At 62.6% G+C, this 812-nt stretch carries 1 pseudogene; it reads right to left on the reverse strand.

Going from position 1 to position 812, the window contains the following annotated elements:
- Positions 1-812, reverse strand: a pseudogene (locus tag NW835_RS11190) (caspase family protein); the annotation flags it as partial.

An 812-nucleotide genomic window follows, 5' to 3' on the forward strand; every position in this document is an offset into this window, starting at 1 on the left:
TAGCAGCATCTGCGTCCACTCCAGCGGTTTGCTGAGCAACATCGGCGAACGGGTTATCCCCTGCTGACGGACCATGGCTTTGAGGGCTTCCAAGCTGGCCGATAAGGGGCGAGTACTGGCCACAAACAATAGCTCGGTCAGCCCCTGGGCATGGCAGGTGAGCAGATCGGGATTGACGGCAGAGCGCGACTCACCGGCCACCTCAGGCAGGGGTGGCAAAGTCAGGCTGCCCTTGGCCTCTAGGCGCAGCGGCAGGGCAAAGTCCTCCTGGGGTACGGGAGCCAACAGGTGCAGTTGCCCGCTGGAATCGACCATCAACAGGTAGCCGAACAGATCCTGCTCGCCTTCGTTGCGCAGGGTGAGATGCAAGGGATCCCCGCGCATAAAGCGTGGGATGCCTGGCTCGGCAAGAGCAGAGGCCCCTTGGGCAAACCGTGGCGCCCGCAAGGGGGCTTTACTTCTGGTGGACAATTCCCCCACCACCGCCAGCGGCGAGGTAGCCGCGTTGAGGGTAGCCCGCAGACGTTTGGCCGCCAGCAGATGGGCTAGACGAGGCACCAGCCGTTGCACCGCCATAGCCGCAGCTTCCCCAGCCGGCCCGCAGGAATTGAGCAGCAATTCTCGCCCCGGCCAAAAGAGGCTGTAGCCGTTGACTTCCAAAAGCTTGGGCAGAGCGTCTGCTTGAAAGGCAGCGGCCATTTCTGGAGTAATGCGGCCCAGCAGGCAATCCACCTGGCGCTCGCGCGGGTTAGCTGTCTCCATCCAGCTATGGCCGGCAATGGCGTTGGTCAGATCCACTTTTTCAACGCGAC

The organism is Synechococcus sp. OH2, assembly GCF_047462155.1.
In the GTDB taxonomy this organism is placed as follows: domain Bacteria; phylum Cyanobacteriota; class Cyanobacteriia; order Thermostichales; family Thermostichaceae; genus Thermostichus.